This is a genomic window from Rhizobium sp. R634, from assembly GCF_002211305.1.
Lineage (GTDB): Bacteria > Pseudomonadota > Alphaproteobacteria > Rhizobiales > Rhizobiaceae > Rhizobium.
The window spans coordinates 429023-452332 of record NZ_LOKW01000025.1; the positions used below are offsets into that span (position 1 = coordinate 429023).

The 23310-nt window shown below is 62.5% G+C and carries 25 protein-coding genes and 1 tRNA gene; 9 read left to right on the forward strand and 17 right to left on the reverse strand.

The annotated features are described in order from the left end of the window. The first annotated feature begins 60 nt into the window (after nt 1-60). Together hpt and ATY77_RS25055 are read left to right on the forward strand one after the other, a co-directional pair. Nucleotides 61-603 (forward strand): hypoxanthine phosphoribosyltransferase, encoded by a 543-nt coding sequence (gene hpt / locus ATY77_RS25050; protein ID WP_038691597.1) that lies wholly within the window; start codon nt 61-63, stop codon nt 601-603. Between the two features lie 169 nt (nt 604-772). Continuing rightward, nucleotides 773-1132: a response regulator gene (locus ATY77_RS25055; protein WP_088689270.1), complete on the forward strand. Its 360-nt coding sequence runs from the start codon at nt 773-775 to the stop codon at nt 1130-1132. 103 nt (nt 1133-1235) lie between these two features. On the opposite strand, the gene ATY77_RS25060 is transcribed toward ATY77_RS25055, so the two are convergent. From ATY77_RS25060 to argH, 4 genes are all read right to left on the reverse strand, one after another. Beyond that, nucleotides 1236-3887 (reverse strand): TIGR02302 family protein, encoded by a 2652-nt coding sequence (locus tag ATY77_RS25060; RefSeq protein ID WP_088689271.1) that lies wholly within the window; start codon nt 3885-3887, stop codon nt 1236-1238. A gap of 166 nt (nt 3888-4053) precedes the next feature. After that, nucleotides 4054-5322: a diaminopimelate decarboxylase gene (gene lysA / locus ATY77_RS25065; protein WP_088689272.1), complete on the reverse strand. Its 1269-nt coding sequence runs from the start codon at nt 5320-5322 to the stop codon at nt 4054-4056. 12 nt (nt 5323-5334) lie between these two features. Next, a complete protein-coding gene (locus ATY77_RS25070; RefSeq protein ID WP_003582619.1) occupies nt 5335-5529 on the reverse strand; it encodes a lipoprotein in 195 nt (64 codons plus the stop codon). A 155-nt stretch (nt 5530-5684) separates the two neighbouring features. Continuing rightward, nucleotides 5685-7088, reverse strand: a complete 1404-nt coding sequence (gene argH, locus ATY77_RS25075) for an argininosuccinate lyase (protein WP_088689273.1) — start codon at nt 7086-7088, stop codon at nt 5685-5687. 26 nt (nt 7089-7114) lie between these two features. Between argH and ATY77_RS25080 the strand changes: the two genes are divergently transcribed. Further along, complete coding sequence (locus tag ATY77_RS25080) at nt 7115-7777, forward strand: TlpA disulfide reductase family protein (protein WP_088689274.1); 663 nt, start codon at nt 7115-7117, stop codon at nt 7775-7777. Between the two features lie 300 nt (nt 7778-8077). Here the strand turns inward: ATY77_RS25080 and ATY77_RS25085 are convergent, their stop codons facing one another. From ATY77_RS25085 to ATY77_RS25120, 7 genes are all read right to left on the reverse strand, one after another. After that, nucleotides 8078-8959: a 3-hydroxybutyryl-CoA dehydrogenase gene (locus ATY77_RS25085; protein WP_088677658.1), complete on the reverse strand. Its 882-nt coding sequence runs from the start codon at nt 8957-8959 to the stop codon at nt 8078-8080. Nucleotides 8960-9096: 137 nt separating this feature from the next. Next, nucleotides 9097-10026: an electron transfer flavoprotein subunit alpha/FixB family protein gene (locus ATY77_RS25090; RefSeq protein WP_088689275.1), complete on the reverse strand. Its 930-nt coding sequence runs from the start codon at nt 10024-10026 to the stop codon at nt 9097-9099. Between the two features lie 25 nt (nt 10027-10051). Then, nucleotides 10052-10801, reverse strand: coding sequence for an electron transfer flavoprotein subunit beta/FixA family protein (locus ATY77_RS25095; RefSeq protein WP_088689276.1), 750 nt, complete (start codon nt 10799-10801; stop codon nt 10052-10054). Nucleotides 10802-10987: 186 nt separating this feature from the next. Next, nucleotides 10988-11773 carry a rhomboid family intramembrane serine protease gene (locus ATY77_RS25100; protein WP_088689277.1) on the reverse strand — a complete coding sequence of 262 codons (786 nt, stop codon included), beginning with the start codon at nt 11771-11773 and terminating at the stop codon, nt 10988-10990. A gap of 36 nt (nt 11774-11809) precedes the next feature. Continuing rightward, on the reverse strand, nt 11810-12388 hold the full coding sequence (locus ATY77_RS25105) for a cob(I)yrinic acid a,c-diamide adenosyltransferase (protein WP_088689278.1): 579 nt from the start codon (nt 12386-12388) through the stop codon (nt 11810-11812). A 408-nt stretch (nt 12389-12796) separates the two neighbouring features. Continuing rightward, the gene (locus ATY77_RS25115; RefSeq protein WP_088677727.1) at nt 12797-13000 is read right to left on the reverse strand and encodes a twin transmembrane helix small protein; all 204 of its coding nucleotides are present in this window, start codon (nt 12998-13000) and stop codon (nt 12797-12799) included. Between the two features lie 14 nt (nt 13001-13014). Beyond that, nucleotides 13015-13848, reverse strand: coding sequence for an SDR family oxidoreductase (locus tag ATY77_RS25120; RefSeq protein WP_088689280.1), 834 nt, complete (start codon nt 13846-13848; stop codon nt 13015-13017). 76 nt (nt 13849-13924) lie between these two features. Between ATY77_RS25120 and ATY77_RS25125 the strand changes: the two genes are divergently transcribed. After that, nucleotides 13925-14848: a YihY/virulence factor BrkB family protein gene (locus ATY77_RS25125; protein ID WP_088677665.1), complete on the forward strand. Its 924-nt coding sequence runs from the start codon at nt 13925-13927 to the stop codon at nt 14846-14848. Here the strand turns inward: ATY77_RS25125 and gluQRS are convergent. Then, nucleotides 14813-15694: a tRNA glutamyl-Q(34) synthetase GluQRS gene (gluQRS, locus tag ATY77_RS25130; RefSeq protein ID WP_088689281.1), complete on the reverse strand. Its 882-nt coding sequence runs from the start codon at nt 15692-15694 to the stop codon at nt 14813-14815. The two genes, ATY77_RS25125 and gluQRS, sit on opposite strands and share 36 nt — an antisense overlap. A gap of 14 nt (nt 15695-15708) precedes the next feature. On the opposite strand from gluQRS, the gene ATY77_RS25135 reads away from it, so the two are divergent. Next, nucleotides 15709-16386 carry a DNA-3-methyladenine glycosylase gene (locus ATY77_RS25135; RefSeq protein ID WP_088689282.1) on the forward strand — a complete coding sequence of 226 codons (678 nt, stop codon included), beginning with the start codon at nt 15709-15711 and terminating at the stop codon, nt 16384-16386. A 111-nt stretch (nt 16387-16497) separates the two neighbouring features. Then, nucleotides 16498-17055: an HNH endonuclease gene (locus tag ATY77_RS25140; protein ID WP_004671754.1), complete on the forward strand. Its 558-nt coding sequence runs from the start codon at nt 16498-16500 to the stop codon at nt 17053-17055. A gap of 10 nt (nt 17056-17065) precedes the next feature. Here the strand turns inward: ATY77_RS25140 and ATY77_RS25145 are convergent, their stop codons facing one another. Beyond that, complete coding sequence (locus ATY77_RS25145; protein ID WP_088689283.1) at nt 17066-17581, reverse strand: disulfide bond formation protein B; 516 nt, start codon at nt 17579-17581, stop codon at nt 17066-17068. A gap of 124 nt (nt 17582-17705) precedes the next feature. Next, a complete protein-coding gene (locus tag ATY77_RS25150) occupies nt 17706-18296 on the reverse strand; it encodes a YqaA family protein (protein ID WP_088677669.1) in 591 nt (196 codons plus the stop codon). Between the two features lie 200 nt (nt 18297-18496). Between ATY77_RS25150 and ATY77_RS25155 the strand changes: the two genes are divergently transcribed. Continuing rightward, on the forward strand, nt 18497-18784 hold the full coding sequence (locus tag ATY77_RS25155) for a hypothetical protein (protein WP_088689335.1): 288 nt from the start codon (nt 18497-18499) through the stop codon (nt 18782-18784). A 43-nt stretch (nt 18785-18827) separates the two neighbouring features. Here ATY77_RS25155 and ATY77_RS25160 read toward each other — a convergent pair whose 3' ends face one another. Then, nucleotides 18828-20576: a cation:proton antiporter gene (locus ATY77_RS25160; RefSeq protein ID WP_088689284.1), complete on the reverse strand. Its 1749-nt coding sequence runs from the start codon at nt 20574-20576 to the stop codon at nt 18828-18830. 214 nt (nt 20577-20790) lie between these two features. Between ATY77_RS25160 and ATY77_RS25165 the strand changes: the two genes are divergently transcribed. Continuing rightward, a complete protein-coding gene (locus tag ATY77_RS25165) occupies nt 20791-21075 on the forward strand; it encodes a hypothetical protein (RefSeq protein ID WP_088677672.1) in 285 nt (94 codons plus the stop codon). A gap of 155 nt (nt 21076-21230) precedes the next feature. Continuing rightward, the gene (locus ATY77_RS25170) at nt 21231-21518 is read left to right on the forward strand and encodes a hypothetical protein (RefSeq protein ID WP_088689336.1); all 288 of its coding nucleotides are present in this window, start codon (nt 21231-21233) and stop codon (nt 21516-21518) included. A 157-nt stretch (nt 21519-21675) separates the two neighbouring features. Here ATY77_RS25170 and ATY77_RS25175 read toward each other — a convergent pair. Together ATY77_RS25175 and ATY77_RS25180 are read right to left on the reverse strand one after the other, a co-directional pair. After that, nucleotides 21676-21760: transfer RNA gene (locus tag ATY77_RS25175), tRNA-Leu, on the reverse strand. A gap of 126 nt (nt 21761-21886) precedes the next feature. Beyond that, nucleotides 21887-23182, reverse strand: coding sequence for an MFS transporter (locus tag ATY77_RS25180; protein ID WP_088689285.1), 1296 nt, complete (start codon nt 23180-23182; stop codon nt 21887-21889). Nucleotides 23183-23310 lie beyond the last annotated feature (128 nt).

The window sequence follows — 23310 nt, forward strand, 5'->3', positions numbered from 1 at the left end:
GCTGTTTCAGGCTCGCATATGTGCTAACGGCTTACCCTTCTTTTCATGGAGCAAGCCCTTATGCCTGTCGTGCGCGGAAAAAACATCGAGCCGCTCTTCACCGCCGAGCAGATCGCCGAGCGCAATCATTCGATGGCGCGGGAGATCGCCAACGGTCCGACCAAGGACCTGCTCGTCATCGCGGTACTCAAGGGCTCCTTCATCTTCGCCGCGGACCTGATCCGCGCCCTGCATGACACCGGGCTTGCTCCGGAGGTCGAGTTCATCACGCTGTCGAGCTACGGCAGCGGCACCGTTTCCCAGGGCGTGCGCATCGTCAAGGATATCGACAGCGACGTGCACGGCCGCGACGTGCTTTTGATCGACGATATCCTCGAATCCGGCCGGACGCTGCTTTTTGCCAAGGAGCTGCTCTTCGAGCGCGGCGCACGCAACGTCACGATCGCCGTGCTGCTCGACAAGCGCGTCAAGCGCAAGGAAAAGCTGGAAGCCGATTATGTCGGCTTCGAATGCCCCGACTATTTCGTCGTCGGCTATGGCATGGATGTCGCTTATGCCTTTCGCGAATTGCCCTTCGTCGGCGTGGTTACCGGCGACGCCTGAATTATCGGGAGCACCGCAGCGCCTTCGCACGTCTGAAAAGACGCGCGGCGCTGTGCTGTCGCCCGAGACGGGTTGTTAACCATTCCGTTCATCGCTTCGCCATCTTTACCGATCGAAAAGGAAAGTCTGGTGATTTCCGTCGCGGGGCTGAAGACGGAGCAATGCACATATGGCAAGAATTCTGATTACGGAAGACGAGGACTCCCTGCGGTCTTTCGTAGCCCGGGCCTTGCGGCTCGACGGTCACGAGACCGATGAAGCCGCCGACGGCGCCGAAGGGCTGGAGAAGCTGAAGGACGGGGTCTACGATCTGCTGCTGTCGGATATCCGCATGCCCGTGATGGACGGCATCGAGCTCGCCCATCAGGCAAAGGACGCTTTTCCTGCTTTGAAGATCCTGCTGATGACCGGCTATGCCGAACAGCGCGAGCGCGCCGACGACCTCGCGGAAAAGATCATCGACGTCGTCTCCAAGCCCTTCGCGCTTCCCGATATACGCAAGGCTGTCGCCCGGGCGCTCGTCGCTTAACGCATTTTCATTCCTCGGAATTCACGCGTAACCCCGGAAATCGCTTGGGATTTCCGGGGTTACGCGCGTCAAAACCTGATATCCTTTGCTTGATGACGCAGGCCTACTGGATATCCAGAAGCCGTTCGAGATATCGCCGCTCCATCTCCTGCGGCGGATTGTTGCCGAGCTTTTCGCGAATCGCGTCGAGGATTTCGCGCGCCCGCTGGACGTCGATTTCGTCGGGCACCTTCACGCCGTCGTCGTCGATATAGCCCTTGCTCATGCGTGGCCGTCCGAGCGGGTCGCGGCCGTTCTGATCGCCCTGGCCGACCTGCCCGTTCGGGCCCTGTCCCTGCTGGCCCCGCTGCGCCTGCATCATCTGGTTCATCATGTCGCGGGCGCCCTGGCGAAGGGCTTCCAGCGCGCGGCCCTGGTTTTCGACGGCCGTGTCGCCGCGGCCCTGGCCGAGCTCGCGGCCGGCGCCGTCCATCTCGCGTTGGGCCTGGCCGAAGCCCGGGCCGGGCTTCATGCCCATTTCGCCGAGTTTCTTCTGCAATTCGCCTAGCTGCTTGCCGAGCGCATCCTGCTGGGCGCGCAGCTGTTTCAGCGCCTCCCTCAGCTGCTCGGCCGTCATCTGGTCGGAAGGTTGCTGGCCCTCGCCTTGCTGACCTTGCTGCTGGTCCTGCGGCTCGCCGTTCTCGCCCGGGGTCATCTGGTCGAGGAGCGGGTCGTTCTCGCCCATATCGGATTCGCCGCGCTGCATGCGATCCTTGAGCTGCTGATCGAGGCGGAAGGTCTCTTCCATCAGCTTCTGCTGGTCGCGCAGGATCTCGCCGAGCTTGTCGATCTGCTTGCGGGCTTCGCTGTTTTCCTGGCCCTGCTGACCCCGCTGCGGCCGGCCGGCCTGCAGGTTGTTCATCATGCGCTGCAATTCCGAGAGCATCTGCTGGGCCGCGTCGCGATTGCCGGAGCGGGCGAGATTCTCGATCTGGTCCATCATCCGTTCCAGATCCTGCTGGCGCAGGATATTCTGGGCATTCTGGTTCGGCTGCATCGGGGCGTTCTGCATGCGCTGGGCAAGCTCGGTCATGTAATCCTGCATCGCCTTGCGCAGCTCGTCCATCAGCTTCTTGATCTCCTCGTCGGACGCATTGCGGTTCAAGGCATCGGCAAGCTTCTGCTGGGCTTCGCGCAGCTTGCGTTCGGCCAGCGAAAGATCACCATCCTCCATGCCAAGCGCGATTTCCCAGAGATATTGAGCCGTATCCTTCAGCGCATCCTCGGTTTTTGCGAGCTTCATGCGGGCCAAGGCGGATTCCAGCAGCAGATAATTGGTGAGCTTGGGAATGGTCTCCTCAGGACGAATGGTCAGCGCCTCGTTCAGCGCGATTGCCTGCGGCATCTTGCGCGTGTCGAGCGCGAAGACCTGTCGTTCCTCTGCAACGGCCGCGGCAAGTGGCTCGTTGAAGGGCCGCGAGGGCAGGATCATGTCATAGGGCGGGCTGCGGCCGGTCTGGCCGGCGGCATCCTTGGCGACGAGGGTGATGCGCACGCGCTTGCCGGCAAGCGGATGTTCGGTCAGGTTTCGGCTGGTCACGCCCTTGGCGTCGCGGGCGTTGCGGCGGGGGATATCCAGCCGGTATTCCGGCAGCGGGTAGAGCGGCGTCGCCGTCGGATCGGCTTCGACCGGCACGATTTCCGCATGGGCCTCCTGAACGCCGTAATCGTCCTTGACGGTGAAGCCGATTTCGAGCGCGCCGTTGACGCTCGGCTTCGGCATGCCGTCGAAGGCGATTTCCGGCGCCTTGTCGGGCAGCACGTCGAAGCTCCAGCGGCGGCCATTAACCTCGAGCGCGCCGTTTTCCTCGAGCTTCATCACATGCGTCTGCGCGACGAGGGCATTGTTGGCCGGTGCGCCGGTCGCCGGCTGCTCCACGGCGGGCGCCGCTGCCTGCTGCGCCTTTGTGTCTCCCTGCACGGGGATATCTCGCGCCTCGCCGTTCGCCCTACGGAAAACAACTTTCTCGGCCGTCTTTCCGCCGCTGACGCGCACGGTGAGGCCCGAAAATTGCGGAATGCCGATCGCCGCCTGCTCGCTGCCGTCGGCTGTGAGATAAACCGGCGCACGGCCGGTATAGGAGGGCGGCGTCACCCAGGCGTCGATGCGCACCGCCGGATCGACCGTCACCTGTTCGGGGGCCGCCTGCAGGGCGTCGCCCACCGAGCCGCCGTTGATCGACAGCGAATAGCCGAAGGCTGTGACGACAAGCAGTGCCGGAATGGCGCGAAGGGCGAAGCGGTCATGCGCGGCGATATCGGGTCTCGGCATGCCGGCATCGAGGGCGGCGATCTTCTCGGCCATGCGCGCCTGGTGCTCGCGCCAAAGCGCCCGGGCGAACGGCGTATCGAAGGCCGGATCGTCTTCCTGGACGGTGACCGGCTGGTGCGGCAGGCCATTGCGCTCTTCCAGCATGCGGTCCGCTTCGGCGACCTTGGGCCAGCGCAGATTGCGGAAGGGGACGAGCGAAACGAGGAAAGCGGCGGCGAAAGCGATCAGCAGCAGGATGCGCATCCAGTCCGGCACGCTGCGGAAGAGGCCGAACCAGGACGCGGAAAGATAAAAAGCGATGACCGAGAGGACCGGCATCAGCGGCGGCAGCAGCTGCTCGAAGAAGAGCACGATGCGCGCCAGCAGGCGCTTCGTCGTTACCAGCCGGGCAAGCGAGGGGCGGAGCGCGAATGCACCTTTCTTCTGCCTCGTAGGGCTTGTCATCGGTCCGGTCTCCGCGATCTGGCGTTCTGATACAGAGGGCGCTTCCGGCGATTGCGGGGCAATACGCTCATGATTGACAAGGATAACACTCTTTGTGGCGAAGGCGAGGGCGAGCGGCCGGTAATACCGGCTTTTCACGTTTGTTCGCCAAAAAGTGATGGCCTTGTCAGTCGAGCCAGGCCGGAACTGAATCGAGACCGATCAGTTCGGCGTAGGTTCTGCGCGGGCGAATCGTATGGAAATCGCTGCCCTTGACCAGAACTTCGGGCACCAGCAGGCGGCTGTTATAGGTGCCTGCCTGCACCGCGCCATAGGCGCCGGCGGTGCTGACGGCGATCAGATCGCCGGGCTTCGGCATCGCCATTTCACGGTCGAGCGCCAGATAATCGCCGGTCTCGCAGACGGGGCCGACGACGTCGGCGCGGATGCGCGGGGCATTGGCCGCCGAGATCGTGACCGGGCGGATCTCGTGATAGGCCTCATAGAGGGTCGGGCGGATGAGATCGTTCATCGCGCCATCGACGATGACGAAGGTCTTTTCGCCGCCGTCCTTCACATAGAGGACTTCGGTCACGAGGATGCCGGCATTGCCGACGATTAGGCGGCCGGGCTCGGTGATGATCTTGCAGTTCAGGCCGCGCAGCTGGTTCTTGACGATCGCCGCATAGGCATCGGGAAGCGGCGGCGGATTGTTGTCGTCCTTATAGGGGACGCCGAGGCCGCCGCCGATATCGACGTGGTGAATGGTGTGGCCGTCGGCGCGTAGCGTCGCGACGAGGTCGCTGAGCAGCTTGAAGGCATCGTCGAAGGGCTGCAGCTCGGTGATCTGGCTGCCGATGTGCATGTCGATGCCGGTGACTTCGATGCCCGGCAGCTTGGCGGCATGGGCATAGATGGCGCGGGCGCGCTCCCAGGAGATGCCGAACTTGTTTTCCTTCTTGCCGGTCGAGATCTTCGAATGCGTCTTCGCGTCGACATCCGGGTTGATGCGGAAGGAGACCGGCGCTTTCTTGCCGGCGCTGACGGCGCGCTGGTTGAGGATCTCGAGCTCCGGTTCGGATTCGACGTTGAAGCAGTAGATGCCGGCCTCAAGGGCAAAATCCATCTCCTGCGGCGTCTTGCCGACACCCGAAAACATGATGCGGTCCGCCGGAATGCCGGCGGCAAGCGCGCGGCGCAGCTCGCCTTCCGAGACGACGTCGATGCCGGCGCCGAGGCGGCCGAGCGTCTTCAGCACCGCCTGGTTCGAATTCGCCTTCATCGCGTAGCAGACCATGGAGTCGACATCGGCGAAGGCTTCGGAGAAGACGCGGTAATGGCGTTCCAGCGTCGCGGTGGAATAGACGTAAAAGGGCGTGCCGACCGCCTTGGCGATCTCGGGAACGGGGACGTTCTCGGCGTGAAGGATGCCGTCGCGATAATCGAAATGGTTCACGGGATGTGCGCCTTAAAGAAGAGGGTCAAGAAGGAAGGGCTTGTCGACAGTGCCCGGCTGTTTCGTCGGTTTCGAAACGTCGCCTTCCTTCGTTGCCGCAGCACTCGGCGGATCGAGGTCGCCTTTGCGTCCGCATCCGGCAACGGCAAGGCCGATGACGGCGAGCACCGCCGTCAGGCGGATGAGGTGCGGCAAGCTCTTCTGCATGGATATCCTCTTGTACGAGATATGGCGGACATCATTCATTTCGAATGACGGGGATCTTCATAGCGAAGTTTATCCGCCTTGTGCACCCTGATTGTTGGACGGTCCTGCCGGCCTTGCGCGAGGGGCGAGGCGGCTTTCGCCACGCCCGGCATTCCTCAGTTGCGGGCGCGCCAGAAGGAGATCTGCTTGCGCACCTCGGAGGGCGCCGTGCCGCCGAAGCTCTTGCGGCTGGCGACGGATGCCTCGACCGTCAATACGTCATAGACCTTGTCGGTGATCGCGGAATGGATCGCCTGCAGGTCGGACAGCGACAGCTCGGCCAGGTCGCAGCCCTTGCTTTCGGCCAGCGCCACGGCGCGGCCGGTGACGTGATGGGCATCGCGGAAGGGCAGGCCCGCTTCGCGCACCAGCCAATCGGCAAGGTCGGTCGCCGTCGAGAAGCCCGAGCCGGCGGCAGCCTTCATGCGCGCGGTGTTGACGGTCATGTCGCGCACCATGCCGGTCATGGCGGCGATTGCCAGCTCCAGGCTCTCGGCCGCGTCGAAGACCTGTTCCTTGTCTTCCTGCATGTCCTTGGAATAGGCGAGCGGCAGGCCCTTCATGATCGTCAGCAGCGCAATCAGCGAGCCGTTGATGCGGCCGGTCTTGGCGCGCACCAGTTCGGCTGCGTCAGGGTTCTTCTTCTGCGGCATGATGGAGGAACCGGTCGAGAAGGCGTCGGACAGGCGCACGAAGCCGAACTGCGGCGTCGACCAGATGACGATCTCTTCCGCCAGGCGCGACAGGTGCATGCCTGCAATCGCGGCGATCGACAGGAACTCGATGGCGAAGTCGCGGTCGGAGACTGTGTCGATGGAGTTGCGGGTCGGCTCGCGGAAACCGAGCGCCTTGGCGGTCATGTGGCGATCGATCGGATAACCGGTGCCGGCCAGCGCAGCAGCGCCGATCGGGCTTTCGTCCAGGTGCTCGATGGCGTGGCGTACACGCGAGCGGTCGCGCCCGAACATTTCGACATAGGCCATGCAGTGATGGCCGAAAGTGACCGGCTGGGCGGTCTGCAGGTGGGTGAAGCCCGGCATGACGCTTTCGGCATGTTCCTCGGCGCGGTCGAGGAAGGCGGCGATCAGGCCGGTCAGCATCCGCTCGGTTTTCTGCAGCTCTTCCTTCACCCAGAGGCGGAAGTCGAGCGCCACCTGGTCGTTGCGCGAGCGAGCGGTGTGCAGCCGGCCGGCCGCCGGTCCGATCAGCGTCGCCAGGCGCGCTTCGATGTTCATGTGGATGTCTTCGAGCCGGCGCGAGAATTCGAAATTGCCGCTTTCGATTTCTGACAGGATCGTGTTTAGCCCGTGAACGATCTTGTCCTTATCGTCCGACGAAATGATCCCCTGATGGGCGAGCATCGTCGCATGGGCGACCGAACCGCGGATATCCTGTGCGAATAGCTTCTTGTCGAAACCGATCGAGGCATTTATCTCCTCCATGATCGCGTCCGGGCCGGAGGCGAAGCGCCCACCCCACATCTGGTTGGAGGATTTGGTGTCCGTGTTGCTCTCGGCCATGGAAGATGCCCGTCCTGGAGAATGAAATGACGACGAAAAAACCCTTCGGCCTGCCGTCCGTAAAACTGATCGCAATTGCCGCCGTCGCGGGCGTTATTGCCGGTGCGGCAGCGGTATACGTGAAGGAGGCGGGGATTGGCAATGGCATCGGCAGCAGCGCTTCGGCCGAATGCCCGCTGGCGAAGGAGCGCGCCGCCAATCTGACGCCGCTGATGAAGGGGCAGGTTGCTGCCATGGTGGCGGCCAACGAGCCGCGCAAGCTGACGGCGGTATCCTTCAACGGCCCCGACGGCAAGCCGCTGACGCTCGATCATTTCGCAGGCAAGACCGTGCTTCTCAATCTCTGGGCCACCTGGTGCGTGCCCTGCCGCGAAGAGATGCCGGTCCTGAACGCGCTGGAAAAGGAGATGGGAAGCGACAAGTTCCAGGTCGTGCCGGTCAATATCGACACCGGCGACGACGAGAAGCCGAAGACTTTCCTGAACGAAATCGGCGTCGATGCGCTGCAGCTTTATCGCGACAACACGATCGGGGTGTTCAACAGCCTGAAGAAGGAAGGTCTTGCCTTCGGCCTGCCGGTGACGCTGCTGCTCGACGAGAAGGGTTGCCTGATCTCCGCCATGAATGGCCCGGCCGCCTGGGACAGCGAGGACGCCAAGGCTTTGATCAAGGGCGCGATCGGCTCGTAAGGATATTGCTCAGTCGCCGTCTCCTCTGATGAGGAAAACGCCCGCAATTCCGATAAGGACGCAGCATTGCAGCAGGAACATGGGTGTTTCGGTCGACATGGCGTTTCCTCCCGTTCCCGGCAAGGAAAGCATGTCGCGGGCGTTCGGTCCACTCGCCCTTTCTAGTGATAGTCGAAAGCCCGTCGCGATCTTTCAGATTCGCTCCCCGCGCTTTAGTTTTTATTTTCAGGCATGTCGTTGCGGCAAAAGCGCTTCGCGCTTTGCCTGAGAAAACCGCTGCCCACTTTTGCGGGCCATGCTTTAGCGGGTCGGGACCGGCACTTCACCGCGATAGTCGTAGAAGCCGCGGCCGGACTTGCGTCCGAGCCAGCCGGCTTCGACATATTTCACCAGCAGCGGGCAGGGACGGTATTTCGAATCCGCCAGGCCGTCATGCAGCACCTGCATGATCGAGAGGCAGGTGTCCAGCCCGATGAAATCGGCAAGCTGGAGCGGTCCCATCGGGTGGTTGGCGCCGAGTTTCATCGCCGTATCGATGGCATCGACCGTGCCGACGCCTTCGTAAAGCGTATAAATCGCCTCGTTGATCATCGGCAGCAGGATGCGGTTGACGATGAAGGCCGGGAAGTCTTCGGCGACGGTGACCGTCTTTTCCAGCGAGGCGACGAATTCCTTGGCGGCGCTAAAGGTCTTTTCGTCGGTGGCGATGCCGCGCACCAGCTCGACCAGCTTCATGACCGGAACCGGGTTCATGAAATGTATGCCCATGAAGCGCTCGGCGCGGTCGGTGGCGGCTGCCAGCCGGGTGATAGAAAGGGAAGACGTGTTGGTGGCGAGGAGCGCCTCCGGCTTCAGCACCGGGCAGACCTGCGTATAGATCTTGCGCTTGACGCTTTCGTCCTCGGTGGCGGCCTCGATGACGAGATCGGAGGGAGCGAGATCGTTGACATCGGAGGAGCCGCTGATGCGCGCCAAGGTCGCTTTGCGCTCCTCGTCGGTCATCTTGCCGTTCGTCACCAGCCGGGCGAGATTGCCGTTTATGGTGGCGAGGCCGGATTCGATGCGGTCCTGGGAGAGATCGTAAATGTGAACCCTGTAACCCGCGGCGGCCGAAACATGCGCGATGCCGCAGCCCATCTGGCCGGCACCGATGATACCAATATTCTTCAACACCGCACTCATCTCCAAACCCCCGCTCGGCAATCGCCCCCGCGTTGCCGATTATTTTAGCATTACTGCCGGACGAAAGATCGCCCGGCAGCAGATAAAAGACAATTTTCCTGTCATTCGCAAGTGCGAAAGAAAAGCATGGAGGCCGCTCAGAGCGCCTTTTGCAATTCCGGCAGTGCGTCGAAGAGATCGGCGACGAGGCCGTAGTCGGCGACCTGGAAGATCGGCGCCTCCTCGTCCTTGTTGATGGCGACGATCACTTTCGAATCCTTCATGCCGGCCAGATGCTGGATGGCCCCGGAGATGCCGGCGGCAATGTAGAGATCGGGGGCGACCACCTTGCCGGTCTGGCCGACCTGCCAGTCGTTCGGAGCATAACCGGCATCGACGGCCGCACGGCTGGCGCCGACGGCGGCACCGAGCTTGTCGGCAACCGGCAGGATGACCTCCTTGAACTTCTCCGCCGAACCCAAGGCGCGGCCGCCGGAGATGATGATCTTCGCCGACGTCAGTTCCGGACGTTCCGAGGCCGACAGCGCATCGGAGACGAACCGCGACAGACCCGGATCGGAGATGGCCGGGATCGCCTCGACAGCGGCCGAGCCGCCTTCAGGCGCCGAAGCGAACGAGGCGGTGCGCACGGTGATCACCTTCTTCGCATCGCTTGCCTGCACCGTCTGGATGGCGTTGCCGGCATAGATCGGCCGCTTGAAGGTATCGGATGAGACGACTTCGATGATTTCGGAGATCTGGGCGACGTCGAGCAGGGCGGCGACGCGCGGCAGCACGGTCTTGCCGACCGAGGTGGCGGCAGACAGGATCGTGTCGTAGGAACCGGCGAGCGAGACGATCAGATCGGCCAGCGGCTCGGCGAGATTGTTGGCAAGCGCATCGCTTTCGGCCAGCAGCACTTTCGAGACGCCGGAAAGCTTGGAGGCCTGATCGGCCGCGGCCTTGGCGGCCTTGCCGGCGACCAGCACGTGCACGTCGCCGCCGATCTGGCTTGCTGCCGTCAGCGCCTTGGCGGTCTGGTCGGAGAGATGATTGCCGTCATGGTCGGCCAGAAGAAGAATGGTCATGATAGTTGCTCCTGTTCCTGCCCGATTACAGCACGCCGGCTTCGTTCTTCAGCTTGTCGACCAGTTCGGCCACCGACTTGACCTTGACGCCCGCCTTGCGGCCACTCGGCTCCTCGGTCTTCAAGACCTTCAGCCGCGGCGTCGTGTCGACGCCGAAGTCAGCCGGGCTCTTCTTGTCGAGCGGCTTCTTCTTCGCCTTCATGATGTTCGGCAGCGAGGCATAACGCGGTTCGTTCAGCCGCAGGTCTGTGGTGACGACTGCCGGCAGCTTGATCTCGATCGTCTGCAGGCCGCCATCGACCTCGCGGGTCACGGTCGCCTTGCCATCGCCGATCTCGATCTTCGAGGCGAAGGTCGCTTGGGCAGAACCGAGCAGGGCCGCCAGCATCTGGCCGGTCTGGTTGGAATCGTCGTCGATCGCCTGCTTGCCGACGATGATCAGGCCTGGCTGTTCGGCATCGGCGACTGCTTTCAGGATCTTGGCGACGGCGAGCGGCTCGACCTGATCGTCGGTCTCGACCAGGATCGCCCGGTCGGCGCCCATGGCGAGCGCCGTCCGCAGCGTCTCCTCGGCCTTGGCCGGGCCGATCGACACGACCACAACCTCTTCCGCTTTGCCGGCCTCCTTCAGCCGCAGCGCCTCTTCCACCGAAATCTCGTCGAACGGGTTCATCGACATCTTCACATTGGCAAGCTCGACACCCGTGCCGTCCGGCTTCACCCGGATCTTCACGTTGTAGTCGACAACCCGTTTGACTGGGACGAGAATCTTCATGGGGTCCTTCCTTCAAGAGAGAACTGGCTTCAGCGAGGCTGTAGGGAAAATGCGCGCTCGGGCGCCGCTCCGATTGTCGAATGGCGACATGGATACGCGTTTTTCCTCCAAATTCAACGGTTCCATGACGCCGACAGGCAATTTGCCGGCAATATATGGACGTTTACGTCTACGTCAATATCGCAGTCAGCGCCGGCCCCAGGGAAAGCGCTGCACCGTGCGCCCATCCGGGCCGGCAGCGACAGTCGGACCGGTTGCGGGTTCGTTTCTCACGGAGCGGGGCGTCACGATCTGCCGGTCGAAGAGTGGCACCCCGGGCCGGCGCATGACGAGGATCAGAAGAGCGCCGGCAAGGATGCCGCCGACATGGGCGCCCCAGGAAACATCGCCGCCGGAAGCGATGACCAGCATGAGGAATTGCTGGCCAATCCATAAAAGCAGCGGGATGAAGGCCGGCAGCGGCAAGGGCACGCGGAAGAAGACCAGCACCCAGACCCTGACGCGCGGATGTAGCATGACATAGGCGGCAACGACGCCGGAGATCGCCCCCGATGCGCCGACCAGCGGCGCTTCCGACGTCGTGCCCAGCAGACCGTGGCAGAGCGCGCCGGCGGCGGCGCAGGCGAGGTAGAAGATCAGGAAGCGCAGATGCCCCATCGCGTCCTCGACATTGTCGCCGAAGACCCAGAGGAAGATCATGTTGGAAGCCAGGTGCCAGAAGCCGGAATGGACGAAGGCATAGGTGAGATAGGTCAGCGGCTCCGGCACGATTTCGAGGCCCTGCGCCAGCACCGCATGGCCGAAGGCGATCGCCGGGATGTAACCGAGCCCGACCGTCGTCGCCTGGGCTGCCTGTTCGCTTTCCAGGGCAGTCAGAAGCCAGACCGCGACATTCAGCGCGATCAATGAGAGCGTCACCCACTGAACCTTGATGTGTTTGAGCGTATTGGCATCGTGAAATGGTATGAACATGCAGGCGCCCCCCGGCGATCGTGATCGGGGGCGAGCCTATCTGTTTTTTCCCGGAACCCAAAGCACATCCGCGCGGCCATGATCATTGGCATGACGCGCGGCGACGAAGAGGAAGTCGGAAAGGCGATTGACGTATTTCATCGCAGACGCACCGACGATCTCGCCCTCGGTGCGGGCAAGCGCCACCATCAGACGCTCGGCGCGGCGAGCAATCGTGCGGGCAAGGTGCAAATGCGCGGCGGCCGGGTTTCCGCCCGGCAGGATGAAGGATTTCAACGGCTCCAATCCGGCATTCAGCCGGTCGATATCCCGCTCGATGCGATCGACCTGCGTCTCGACGATCCGCAGCGGCTCATAGGCCGGGGGCTCACCGGTATCGGGCGTGGCGAGATCGGCGCCAAGATCGAAAAGATCGTTCTGGATCAGCATCAGCTTGGCGTCGAGATCGGGCAGGCCGGCCGTGTGCAGCCGCGCGAGCCCTATCGCCGAATTGGCCTCGTCGATCGTGCCGTAGGCCTCGACGCGCAGGTCGTCCTTCGTGCGGCGCGGGCCGGAAACCAGGCCGGTCGTGCCGTCATCGCCTGTTTTGGTGTAGATCTTGTTGAGTTTCACCATGCAGCACCGCCGATTGAGGGGAAAGCTGTTGCGTGTCCCCAACCTCCGTCATGCTCGGGCTTGACCCGAGCATCCACACCGTATCCGTCAGCGGTTAGGAGGATTGATCCTCGGGTCAAGCCCGAGGATGACGGAGGGTTGGGTTGGGCTTCTCGCCAAACTCGCCCCGGCATAATGACGCATACCGCGTCGGGGCGCTTCCTCAAGCCGGCGCTCGTCTCGCTTCCCTCATTCCTGTGCTCGTCACAGGAATCCAGTGCGCCCAAGTCTTTGGGCGCGGAATACGTTTTCAATGGCAGGCAGTAGTCATTCACGGCGCGGACGCGCCGTGGCTGGATTCCTGTGACAAGCACAGGAATGAGGGAGGATTTATTTGCGCGTTTCATCAAATCCCCGCTCCATGCTTTCTCAAGTCGGACGGCCGCCGCCGGTCAGCCAGAGCGTCAGCATGATCAGGATGACGGCAATCGCCTGCAACAGGACGCGCAGCTGCATCAGCTTGTTGGAAAGGTTGGCATCGCCGCCCTTCATCATGTTGAAGAGGCCGCGGATCAGGACGAGGGCGACGACGCCCATGACGATGATCGCGAGGATATAGGTGACCGTGGACATGGCATTCAGCTTTCTCAGTCCGTCCATCGCATGAGGCGGTAGAAAAGGTCTGCCGGAAGCAGCCTCTTCAGGACCATGCCCTGTTTAGCCGGAGTCGTTACAGGATAATGTGGCCTTGGGTTTTTCGAGTTCAATGCGTGTTTCAATACCGAATAGACCGCATCCGGGCCAAGTTTGTGGCGGTTGGGCGGTCCCGCTCCTTCGAGCCTCGCCAACTGCCTGGCATAATCGGGCGCGTGCGGCGAGTTTACGAGGTCGATATGCTCCTTGATCTTGGCGAGCGCATTGGCGGTAAAGCGCGTCGCGATCGGTCCCGGCTCGATCAGGCTCACATGGATGCCGCTGCCCTGCAGCTCCATGCGCAGGGTGATACTGAGGCCTTCGAGCGCAAATTTAGAGGCGGTGTAGGCGCCGCGGTAGCGATAGGGAACGATGCCGAGGATGGACGAGCATTGCACGATCCGCCCCTCTCCGCGCCTGCGCATCGCCGGGATGACCTGACGCGTCAGCTCATGCCAGCCGAAGAAATTCGCCTCGAATTGCGCGCGCAGCGCTGAAGTCGAAAGGTCCTCGACGGCGCCCGGCTGGCCGTAGGCGCCATTGTTGAAAAGTGCGTCGATGCGGCCGCCGCTGCGTTCGAGCACTGTTCCGACCAGTTCCGAGATCGTCTCGGTCCTGGCATAATCCATCAGAAAGGCTTCGATGCCGTCGGCTTCCAGGTCTGAAAGATCCTCCGCCTTGCGCACCGTCGCGAAGACGCGCCAGCCATCGGATTTCAGCGCCCGCGCGCAGTAAGCGCCGATGCCGGACGAACATCCGGTCACGACGATGGTGCGCTCTGCCGCCATGGAATGATTCCTGTACAAAATGGGACTCGTTTCCCATATTCGGCCAGACGATACAATCTGGAAAGCCGGAGACGGAATGCGGAAAGTGCTGCGCACGACTTATGACGTGGTCTATGACGCGATCTGTCACATGGTCGAGGACGACGGCTTTGCCATGGCGAGCCATGTGGCGCTCTCGAGCCTGCTTGCGGTTTTCCCCTTCCTGATCTTCGGCACCGCGCTTGCAAGCTTCCTCGGCGCCGATCAGTTTTCCTCCACCGCCATCCACCTGATCTTCGACACCTGGCCCGAAGCGATCGCCAAGCCGCTCGCCGATCAGGTGCTGCAGGTGCTGACCATTCCGCGCGGCGGGCTGCTGACGATCTCGGTGCTGGCGGCTGCCTATTTCGCCTCGAACGGCGTCGAGGCGCTGCGCATTTCGCTCAACCGCGCCTACCGGGTGCAGGAGACGCGGCCGTGGTATTTCACCCGCCTCGCCAGCCTCGGCTATGTGCTGATCGCGGTCATCATCTTCGCGGCGATCAGCATTCTCCTCGTCGCCCTGCCGCTCGCCCTCGATTATGCGCGCGGCTGGTTCCCGCTGTTTGCCGACACGCTCGACATCGTCTTCAGCTGGCGCGTCTACGGCACGCTCGTCGTGCTGACCGTCGGGCTGCTCGTGGTGCATCTCTGGCTGCCATCCGGCAAGCGGCGCGTTTTCGACGTCATCCCCGGCGTGCTGCTGACGTTGCTTCTGTGGCTCGCCGGCGCGCTGATCTTTGCCTATTATCTCGCGACCTTCGCCAATTATACGGCGACCTATGCCGGTCTCGCCTCCGTCATGATCGTGCTGATCTTTCTCTATATGGTCGGCGTCATCTTCATCATCGGAGCGGAGATCAACGCGGCGCTGATCAAGTTCCGCGTCTTCCGAATGTTCTCGCATACGCTTTCGATCGTCGGCAGAGAGCGCGTCGAAAGGCGGTCAGAGCCCGACAAGGCGGCGAATGTCGGGCCCTGACAGGCCCTGGGCACGCAATTCGCCAAGCCCGCTGTCGCCTTCGCTTTTCGAAAGCTTGCGGCCGTCTTCGTCGAGGATGAGGCGATGATGGTGATAGCGGGGCTGTGGCAGGTCGAGCAGCACCTGCAGCAGCCGGTGCACCGATGTCGCATGGAAAAGGTCGAGCCCGCGCACGACATGGGTGATACCCTGCAGCGCATCGTCGACGACCACGGAAAGATGATAGCTCGATGGGGCGTCCGAGCGCGACAGGATGACATCGCCCCAGACCCCGGGCTCTGCGGCGATTTCGCCGGTCCTGCCGTCGCCGGTCTCCGTCCAGAACAGGAGTTCGCCGATGAGGTCGAGCGCCTTGCGCATATCGAGCCGCCAAGCATGCTTCTTTCCCGAGGCGAGAATGTCTCGCCATTCAGCTTCGGGCCGCTCGCGGTCGATCGACGGATAATGCGGGGTGCCGTCCGGATCGCGCGGCCAGGCTTGCCCCGCCGCCTCATAGGCAGCAACGCGCGCCTTCACCTCGCCGCGCGTTAGGAAGGCGGGATAGACCAGTCCGCGTTCGATCAGCGCATGCAGCGCCGCCTGATATTCGGGAAAGTGCTCCGACTGGCGCCGCACCGGGCTTTCCCAGCGGATATCGAGCCAGTCGAGATCCCTGAAGATTCCGGCCTCGAATTCCGGCGTGCAGCGTGCCTGATCGATATCCTCGATGCGCAGCAGGAGGCGGCCGTGTTCGGCCTCAGCCATATCGCGGTTCAACAGCGCCGACAGGGCATGGCCGAGATGCAGCGGTCCGTTGGGACTCGGGGCAAAACGAAAGACGGGCTTTTGACGCTCACTCGTGGTCATGCTTTTCTTCTGCCATGGATTCGCGTTTGGAACCACTGCGAGGCGATGTGCAGATCATTCGCAATGAAGACGATGTCAGGCAAGGAGTGGAAGCGTTGCTTCGTCTCGATCCGCGCCTTGTCCCGATCGCAGCGGATGCGGGCCCCATTCCGCTGCGGCTGCGCGAGCCCGGATTTGCCGGCCTTGCCCATATCATCGTCTCGCAAATGGTATCGCGCGCCAGCGCCGAGGCGATCTGGCGGCGGATGCTGCCGGCGGACGGTGCGCTGACCGCCGAAGGCTACGCGCTGCTTCATGCCGATGCGTGGCGGGAGTTCGGATTGTCGCGCGCTAAGGCCGAGACATTGTCGCGGATCGCCGAGGCCGTTGCCGCCGGCCGCCTCGATCTTTCCGGCCTATGCCTGAAGCCGCCAGGCGAAGCGCTTGCCGAGCTCACCGCCTTGAAGGGTGTCGGGCCATGGACGGCGGAGGTCTATCTGATGTTTTGCGGCGGCCATGCCGATGTCTTTCCGGCAGGCGATGTCGCGCTGCAAAATGCCGTCGGCACGGGCTTGCGGCTTGCGGCCCGGCCGCAGGCAAAGGCGCTGGCTCGCCTGGCGGAAGCCTGGTCGCCATGGCGTTCGGTCGCGGCCCGGCTTTTCTGGGCCTATTACGCCGCGAAAATGCGCCGCGACATGGTGCCGGTCGGCTGATCGGCAACACTCTTCAAATTGCCTTTATCCTCTGAATTTATTGGACTTCACAATCCTGTAACAACCGGCCTAATATACAGGTGCAGATGCCGAATCGATCAGGAGAGTCCCTTGACGATTGCAGTCTCCCCGCAGGCCCTGCCGGCGCTCGTTCTGAACGCTGACTACCGGCCGCTGAGTTATTACCCCTTGTCGCTATGGTCCTGGCAGGACGCGATCAAGGCGGTATTTCTCGACCGTGTGAATATCATCGCAGAATATGAACATTCGGTTTCATCACCGAGCTTTTCGATGCGGCTTCCGAGTGTCGTATGCCTGAAGACCTATGTTCAGCCGTCCCGCAATCCCGCTTTCACCCGGTTCAACGTCTTCCTGCGCGACCGGTTCGAATGCCAGTATTGCGGCGCCCATGACGACCTGACCTTCGATCACGTCATCCCGCGCGCCCATGGCGGCGAGACGACCTGGGAGAACGTCGTGGCGGCCTGCTCGCCCTGCAATTTGCGCAAGGGCAGCAAGCTTCCCAAGCAGGCGGGCATGTTCCCGGCGCAGAAGCCCTACCAGCCGACGGTGCAGGATCTGCACAATAACGGCCGGCTGTTTCCGCCGAACTACCTGCATGACAGCTGGCTCGACTATCTCTATTGGGATACCGAACTGCAGCCCTGACCGACCCTGGTCACGCGGCCTTGCGGACGCCGACAAAGGCGAAGGCCGCGAGCAGAATTCCTGCGATCACATTCCAGCCTGCGAAAGACAGGCCGAGCACTCTCAGCGCCGCATCGGTGCAGGAGGGGCCCTTGATCGTATTGAGCTCGGTGAGCAGATCGCCGGCATTGCCCATCATGCTGTTTGCCGTCGTCGAGCAGGTGGCCGGCCCCGGCCAGAAATGCCATTCGACGCCGGCGTGATAGACGCCCATGCCCGCGGTGACCAGCATCAGGATGCCGGCTGCGAGAATGAGGGCGCGGGTGATCCAGTTCGGCAGGCCGACCATTGCGGAGATGGTGCCGAGCAGGGCGATCGGGATAGCATAATAATAGGGCTGGCGCTGCAACAGGCAGAGCGCGCAGGGAATATAGCCGCCGATGTACTGGAAGCCGAGAGCGGCGCCGACCACCGCCGCCATGCCGATCGCGAGCAGTATGGAATAGATAAAGCCCGGACGGGCGAGCGGCGAGGCGGTGACAGTCATGGCGGAACTCCGCAGGTTTGGCTTAGGGCAATTCCAGCAAAAGTGTGAAGCGGTTTTGCGTCCGGACTTGCGTAAAATTAGAGAAATAGAGCATCTTCGTCATTCTAAGAAAAACGAAACTGCTCTAGTGGGCGAAAGAGCGGTAGCCGACATAGAGCAAGATCACCGCACCGGCACCGATGCCAACGATTTGGCCGAGGCGCTTCTCGATGAAGTCACGGATCGACTCGCCGTAGCGGCGCAGCAGCCAGGCGAGGAAGAGGAAACGCGCGCCGCGTGCAATAATCGCCGAAACGATGAAAAGCCCCAGATTGACGTTGATGACGCCGGACAGGATCGTGACGATCTTGATCGGCGGCAGATGCGCAAGACCTGATGTGACAAGCAGCAGCAGGATCCACTCGTAGGTGACGTAGGCCTTCATCTGCTCGAAGGCATCGAGCTTGCCGTAGAATTCGAGAACCGGCCGCGCCACCGCCTCATAAGCGTAATGACCGAGCGCCCATCCCGCGATGCCGCCGAGCACGGAGGCGACAGTCGCAACCAGCGCGTAGCGATAGGAGCGTTCCGGCTTGGCGAGCGCCATCGGCAGGAAAAGCACATCGGCGGGCACGAGAAAGACGGAGCTTTCGACGAAGGCGATGACGGCGAGCCAGACTTCGGCCGATTTGCGTGCGGCCAGAGACATGGTCCAGTCGTAAAGTCTGCGGAGCATTCCATTCCCTTCCTGTTGCGGTGCAAAAAGCTTTAGGGGCCATGCGCGGCACTGTAAATGCTCGCCCGTGTCCTTCGCGCCACCGTCGTTTAAAAATTTCGTGAACCGTGGCGCGGGCGCGTCTCCCAAGATTTCATGAGATTGCGAATCGGCCATTCTGCGGCAAGCTGTTTCGAATGGACGCGCAGGATGGCGAGAGCATGTTCAAAGTGATCGAAGGCGACCGTGGGCAGGCCGTGCAAATGGAAGTCCGGGCCGAGGGCAATTTCGGACCGAGCCGGGACGATGTCCGCCGGGAGGCCGCGCGGCGGCTCAACGAAAGCGGCTATCACGTTTCCCGCGTCCGGGAATTTGCCACCGGCGCGCAGATGCCGGCGGCGCTCAGATACCTGTCGCTGCAGCTCGATTTCGTCGCCGACGCGCTGTCGCGGCTCGACCCTATCCCCGTTGATTTTCGTTCCGACGCCTATTGGCCGGTCTCTTCCTGAGCGGACGATATGAGGAATCGCGCCGCAGCTTGAGGCTGCGGTTTCAGGACAGATCCATCGACTTTTCCCACTGCTGGCGCAGGACGTTCATTTCCGTGCGCTTCTGGGCCATCTCGCTGACGACGGCGCGCAGATTGGGATGGCGCGACATGAACATGTTGAAGTCGCGCCGTTCGAGCAGTTCGAATTGGCAGAAATCGACGGCGATGACGTCGGCCGTGCGCCGGTCGCCGGTCAGCAGCGCCATCTCGCCGAAGAAGGCGCCAGGCTCGAGCCGGATGGCGCCGCTGGCGAGGCGGACTTCCACGGCTCCCGATGAAATGAAGTACATGCCGTCGCCCCGGTCGCCGCGACGGATGACGCGTTGGCCGGGCGGGGCGGATTTCGCCTTGAAGAGCAGCAGCAGCTCCTCCTGCGCGTCCTCATTGACCTGGGAGAATAGCGGGAAGGTTTCGATCAGCTGCTGGATCTTCAGCTGGTGCTGGCGCTCGCGCTCTTCGCCGAGCGCCCTGATCTTTTCGAGTTCGACGCCAAGGGCCTTCTGGCGGCCCCTGCCATAGTTTTCCCAGAGGGACGGCCAGTTCGAACGCATGTATTTCTTCAGGCTGTCGGTCGCGAAGATCACCAGCGGGTTGAGCGTGATCGACAGGATCGCGGCGGCAAGGATCATATCCCGGCCCTCTTGCGGCAGGAGGCCGAGCGAGACGCCGAGACCGGCGAGGATGAAGGAAAATTCGCCGATCTGCGCAAGGCCGCCGGCCAAGGTCAGCCCCATGCCGATCGGATAGCGCAGCAGCATGACGATCCCGAAGGTGATGATGCCCTTGCCGAGGATGATGAGCGCCAGCGCGCCGAGCACAGCCGCCGGCTGGCGCACCAGGATCGAGGGGTCGAAGAGCATGCCGACGGAGACGAAGAACAGCACGGAGAAGGCGTTCTGCAGTGGCAGTGAATCGGCGGCCGCCCTGTGGCTGAGCTGGGATTCGCTCATGACGACGCCGGCGAAAAACGCACCCAGCGCGAAGGAGACGCCGAAGATCGCCGCCGAGCCGAAGGCGATGCCGAGTGCAATCGCCAGCACCGTCAGCGTGAAAAGCTCGCGCGAGCCGGTGCGGGCGATCATCGTCAGCAGCCAGGGCACGATGCGCGGGCCGAGGAAGATCGCCATGGCGGCGAACGCCGCCACCTTCAAGAGCGTCAGGCCGATCGTCAGCGCCAGCGGCAGGTCGCCGAGGCCGTGAGTGACTGCTTCGCCGGCGTGGCCGCCCAGCAGTTCGGCGAGCGCCGGCAGCATCACCAGCGCCAGGACCATCACCAGATCCTCGACGATCAGCCAGCCGACGGCGACGCGTCCGCTCGGCGCGTTGACGAGGTTTCGCTCTTCCAGTGCTTTCAGGAGAACGACGGTACTCGCCACCGACAGGCTGAGGCCGAAGACGAGGCCGGCGCCGAGGCTCCAGCCCCAGAGCTTGCAGAGACCGATGCCCAACAGGGTGGCGAGGATGATGCGCCCGATCGCGCCCGGCACGGCGAGGCCACGCACGGCAAGCAGGTCGGAGGCGGAGAAATGCAGGCCGACGCCGAACATCAGCAGGATGACGCCCATTTCGGCGAGCTGCCCGGCAAGGGCGGTATCGGCGACGAAACCCGGCGTGAACGGCCCCATCAGGATGCCGGCCATCAGGTAACCGACGAGCGGCGGCAGCCGCAGGCGATCGGCGCCGTAACCGAGGATCGCCGCGAAAACGAAGCTAACGGCGACCGTTGCTATGAGTCCTACTTCCTGATGCACGTCTGGCCCTTCCGGATGACAAGGGCCGCACTTTGGACGAAGTGCACGCAAAATTAAACAGTTGATTCGCGAGATATGGCGACTGTTCGGCGCCTAAATTAATCTGGCGCAAGCGGGCGTTTCTCCCTTGCCCACCCATAATCCTGCCGTCGCCGATGTTGGAACCACTTGTAGCCTGTCTCGTTGCTCTTTCATCAGGAGAAGGAGAAACGATATGCGAAAGATCATCCTGAACTGTACTGTGACGGCGCTTGCCGTCTGCTCGTTTGCCGCGCCCGTTCTCGCCGACAGTGTCTATGTCAGGGAGCGTTCCTATGACGACGGCTATCGCCATGAGCGGGTGAGACCGGGCGTTACCATCAGCGAACGCGGCATCACCTTCGGCGCGGTGCGCGAACGCGAGCGCCGCCGCCATCGCGACGACGGCTGCGAAACCAGGAGCGTCACCCGCCAGACAGAGGACGGCGAGGTTACCAGGACGGTCCGGCGCTGCTATTGACGGTATGTGGCATGAAGACGAAGCCCGGTTCCAGCGAGCCGGGTTTTCGTCGGTCCGCTATCGCAATGTGGTGGTGGAAGTCACTCGTCGATGCTATGAGCGCGCCTTCGTTCAAAGCGCGTGTCTCACGCCAACACCTCGCAGGATTTTTCAATATGATTGAGCTTACCCCATCCCAGATCGCTGCACTCAAACTCGTCAGGGATGGAGATCTTTATCCTCAGCCAGCCAATAAATGGACGCATCAGAACGCGACCGTGACCTACGCCAAATCCGACCGCTGGAAAGAGCGGCCGCAGAAAGTCAAATCGGTCACGGCAAAGACGCTGGGGGAGTTGACGGAGTCGGGTTTCCTCGAGCGGCGGCACCTGGACGACGATGTCTCGAAAGACGTCTACGGCATCACCATGGCCGGCAAGATATGGCTGTTGAAGAATAAGTAATTTTAGTCGGATGCCAATTCGTTCCGTATCCGTATGCGTATCTGGATCGGGGCCGCGGGGTGAAACCCGTCCGCCTTCGTTCCTGACGGAACTACGGCGCGACAGCCTCCGCTCTGTGAGCTTCGGCCCGCCAAGCCGAAGCTCACAGAGCGGAGGCTGGTGCCCCATGCCGGGGTCGAACCAGCACTTCTTTCGAAACTCGATTTTGAGTCGAGCGCGTCTACCAATTCCGCCAATGGGGCAACGGATACAGACGGGCGGCTGTCTAACATGCGGGCGCCCGCGCGCGCAAGACGGTCGGGCGAAGTTATCGCGGTTCCCCGTGAGAGATCCGGCCTCGTCGTTTTCGAGGCCGGATGCCGTTGTTATCAATGGGCGGCGGCGGGTACGGGGTTGGTCAGGCCGGACTTCTTCAGCGTGATCGCCAGGACCGAGGCCAGCAGGCAGAAGGCGCCGGCGACGAAGAAGGCGGGCAGGTAGGTCGAAAGCTCGGTGCGCGAGAGGCCGGCACCATAAGCGGCGGTGGCGGCGCCCAGCTGATGGCCGGCGAAGACCCAGCCGAAGACGAGGCCGGCCTTTTCGCGGCCGAAGCGATCGGCGGCGATCTTGACGGTCGGCGGTACGGTGGCGATCCAGTCGAGGCCATAGAAGATGGCAAAGAAGGAGAGGCCGTAAAAGCTGAAATCGCTGAAGGGCAGGTAGAGCAGCGAAAGGCCGCGCAGACCATAATACCAAAACAGCAGCCAGCGATTGTCGAACCGGTCGGAGAGCCAGCCGGACCCGATCGTGCCGAAGAAATCGAAGATGCCCATGACGGCAAGCACGCTGGCGGCGGCTACCGGGGCGATGCCGAAATCGCCGCAGAGAGTGACGAAATGCGTCTGGATCAGACCGTTGGTGCTGAGGCCGCAGATGAAGAAAGTGGCAAAGAGGATCCAGAAGGTCGAGGTTGTCGAAATTTCCTTCAGCACGGTGATCGGCGTTGCAAGCGCTGCGCTGAGCGTGCCGCGTGCCGGGGCAGGGGCGACGTGCGTTTCTCCCAGCAGCGGCAGACTTACATCCGAGGGACGGTCGCGCATGAGGAGAAGGACGAGCAGGGCCGCGACCATGATCATGGCGCAGACGAAAAAGACGGTGGCACGCCAGCCATAGCGCTCGGTGAGTTCCGCCATCAGCGGCAGGAACACCAACTGGCCGGTTGCCGAGCTTGCCGAGAGCATGCCGACGACGAGGCCGCGATGCTTGACGAACCAGCGCGTGGAAACCGTTGCCGCCAGCACCATGGCCGTCAGGCCGGTGCCGAAGCCGACGACGACGCCCCACAGCGCCAAGAGATGCCAGAGCTTGGTCATGAACAGCGAGCCGATGAAGCCTGCGCCGACCAGCGCCAGCGCAAAGACGATGACCTTGCGGACGCCGAAATAATTCATGAAGGCGGCGGCAAAGGGACCCATCAGGCCGAAGAGGACGAGGCGGATCGCGAGGGCAGAGGAAATTTGCGACGTCTCCCAGCCGAACTCGTCCTGCAGCGGCTTGATGAGCACGCCGGGGGCGCCCATGGCGCCTGCCGTGACCAACATGGTGAGGAAGGTCGCGGCAACGACGACCCAGCCATAGTGGATGTTGCGCCGGGCAAGGGTGGAGGCAAGCGCTGTAGAAACCATAAGGAGATTCCGTTCGGAGTCAGGGTCGGGAAGACGGAGGCGGGATTTACATGATGGTCATCATATTTCTTGCCTATTGATGATGGACGTCATATATTTTGTCAAGCAGCTATTTCCGGAGATGAAAA

What these genes read in the sequence shown, in the direction of transcription:
- hpt (WP_038691597.1), top strand. Translation starts at nt 61, where the DNA reads ATGCCTGTCGTGCGCGGAAAAAACATCGAGCCGCTCTTCACCGCCGAG.
- ATY77_RS25055 (WP_088689270.1), top strand. Translation starts at nt 773, where the DNA reads ATGGCAAGAATTCTGATTACGGAAGACGAGGACTCCCTGCGGTCTTTC.
- ATY77_RS25060 (WP_088689271.1), bottom strand. Translation starts at nt 3,887, where the DNA reads ATGACAAGCCCTACGAGGCAGAAGAAAGGTGCATTCGCGCTCCGCCCC.
- ATY77_RS25070 (WP_003582619.1), bottom strand. Translation starts at nt 5,529, where the DNA reads ATGCAGAAGAGCTTGCCGCACCTCATCCGCCTGACGGCGGTGCTCGCC.
- argH (WP_088689273.1), bottom strand. Translation starts at nt 7,088, where the DNA reads ATGGCCGAGAGCAACACGGACACCAAATCCTCCAACCAGATGTGGGGT.
- ATY77_RS25080 (WP_088689274.1), top strand. Translation starts at nt 7,115, where the DNA reads ATGACGACGAAAAAACCCTTCGGCCTGCCGTCCGTAAAACTGATCGCA.
- ATY77_RS25085 (WP_088677658.1), bottom strand. Translation starts at nt 8,959, where the DNA reads ATGAGTGCGGTGTTGAAGAATATTGGTATCATCGGTGCCGGCCAGATG.
- ATY77_RS25090 (WP_088689275.1), bottom strand. Translation starts at nt 10,026, where the DNA reads ATGACCATTCTTCTTCTGGCCGACCATGACGGCAATCATCTCTCCGAC.
- ATY77_RS25095 (WP_088689276.1), bottom strand. Translation starts at nt 10,801, where the DNA reads ATGAAGATTCTCGTCCCAGTCAAACGGGTTGTCGACTACAACGTGAAG.
- ATY77_RS25100 (WP_088689277.1), bottom strand. Translation starts at nt 11,773, where the DNA reads ATGTTCATACCATTTCACGATGCCAATACGCTCAAACACATCAAGGTT.
- ATY77_RS25105 (WP_088689278.1), bottom strand. Translation starts at nt 12,388, where the DNA reads ATGGTGAAACTCAACAAGATCTACACCAAAACAGGCGATGACGGCACG.
- ATY77_RS25115 (WP_088677727.1), bottom strand. Translation starts at nt 13,000, where the DNA reads ATGTCCACGGTCACCTATATCCTCGCGATCATCGTCATGGGCGTCGTC.
- ATY77_RS25120 (WP_088689280.1), bottom strand. Translation starts at nt 13,848, where the DNA reads ATGGCGGCAGAGCGCACCATCGTCGTGACCGGATGTTCGTCCGGCATC.
- ATY77_RS25125 (WP_088677665.1), top strand. Translation starts at nt 13,925, where the DNA reads ATGCGGAAAGTGCTGCGCACGACTTATGACGTGGTCTATGACGCGATC.
- gluQRS (WP_088689281.1), bottom strand. Translation starts at nt 15,694, where the DNA reads ATGACCACGAGTGAGCGTCAAAAGCCCGTCTTTCGTTTTGCCCCGAGT.
- ATY77_RS25135 (WP_088689282.1), top strand. Translation starts at nt 15,709, where the DNA reads ATGGATTCGCGTTTGGAACCACTGCGAGGCGATGTGCAGATCATTCGC.
- ATY77_RS25145 (WP_088689283.1), bottom strand. Translation starts at nt 17,581, where the DNA reads ATGACTGTCACCGCCTCGCCGCTCGCCCGTCCGGGCTTTATCTATTCC.
- ATY77_RS25150 (WP_088677669.1), bottom strand. Translation starts at nt 18,296, where the DNA reads ATGCTCCGCAGACTTTACGACTGGACCATGTCTCTGGCCGCACGCAAA.
- ATY77_RS25155 (WP_088689335.1), top strand. Translation starts at nt 18,497, where the DNA reads ATGTTCAAAGTGATCGAAGGCGACCGTGGGCAGGCCGTGCAAATGGAA.
- ATY77_RS25165 (WP_088677672.1), top strand. Translation starts at nt 20,791, where the DNA reads ATGCGAAAGATCATCCTGAACTGTACTGTGACGGCGCTTGCCGTCTGC.
- ATY77_RS25170 (WP_088689336.1), top strand. Translation starts at nt 21,231, where the DNA reads ATGATTGAGCTTACCCCATCCCAGATCGCTGCACTCAAACTCGTCAGG.
- ATY77_RS25180 (WP_088689285.1), bottom strand. Translation starts at nt 23,182, where the DNA reads ATGGTTTCTACAGCGCTTGCCTCCACCCTTGCCCGGCGCAACATCCAC.